The following is a 670-nucleotide window of genomic DNA, read 5'->3' as shown; positions in this document are numbered from 1 at the left end:
AGTGCCTTTTGTACTGCCAATAGTGTTGTTCTCGCTCAAACGAAAACAGATGCCAAGAGCAATGAAATAACAGCAATCCCTGAACTTCTGGATCTTCTTTTCATTGAGGGATCCCTTGTTACCATTGACGCTATGGGCTGTCAGCGTGACATTGCCAAAAAGATTGTCGGCAAGAAAGCAGACTACCTGCTTGCTGTAAAAGGCAACCAGCCAAAGCTCCATGAGGCCTTCGAAAAACATTTTCCGATAGGCAAGATTCTCACTGGCGAGTTTGATTCCGTCTACGAAACCAAAGAGAAAAACCGGGGCCGAAATGAGCACCGTATCCATGTTGTCAGCGATATTTTTGATGAGTTCGTGAATCTCTCTTTTGATTGGAAAGGTATGAGAAATCTGGGGGCTGTTATTGCCTTTCGCCAAGTTGGAGACACCCCTCAAAATATCGAAGATGTCAGCATTCGCTACTACATCAGTTCAGCAGATTTGACGGCAAAGAAACTTGCAACGAGTGTACGGAGCCACTGGGCTATCGAAAATAGTTTGCACTATGTTCTGGATGTCGCCATGAAAGAAGATGACTGCCAAATACGCCGAGGTGATGCGGCTGAAATTCTCTCAGGCTTTAGGCATATTGTTCTCAATCTTCTGAAGAATGAGAAGACGTTTAAAG

The 670-nt window shown here is 44.6% G+C and carries 1 protein-coding gene; it reads left to right on the top strand.

Going from position 1 to position 670, the window contains the following annotated elements:
* Positions 1–670: ISAs1 family transposase (locus tag M3P05_RS20645; RefSeq protein WP_249702033.1), on the top strand; the 670-nt coding region annotated here is incomplete at both ends.

This window comes from Parendozoicomonas callyspongiae (genome assembly GCF_023502345.1).
Classification (GTDB): domain Bacteria; phylum Pseudomonadota; class Gammaproteobacteria; order Pseudomonadales; family Endozoicomonadaceae; genus Sansalvadorimonas; species Sansalvadorimonas callyspongiae.
This window is presented reverse-complemented; position numbering and strand designations above follow the sequence as displayed.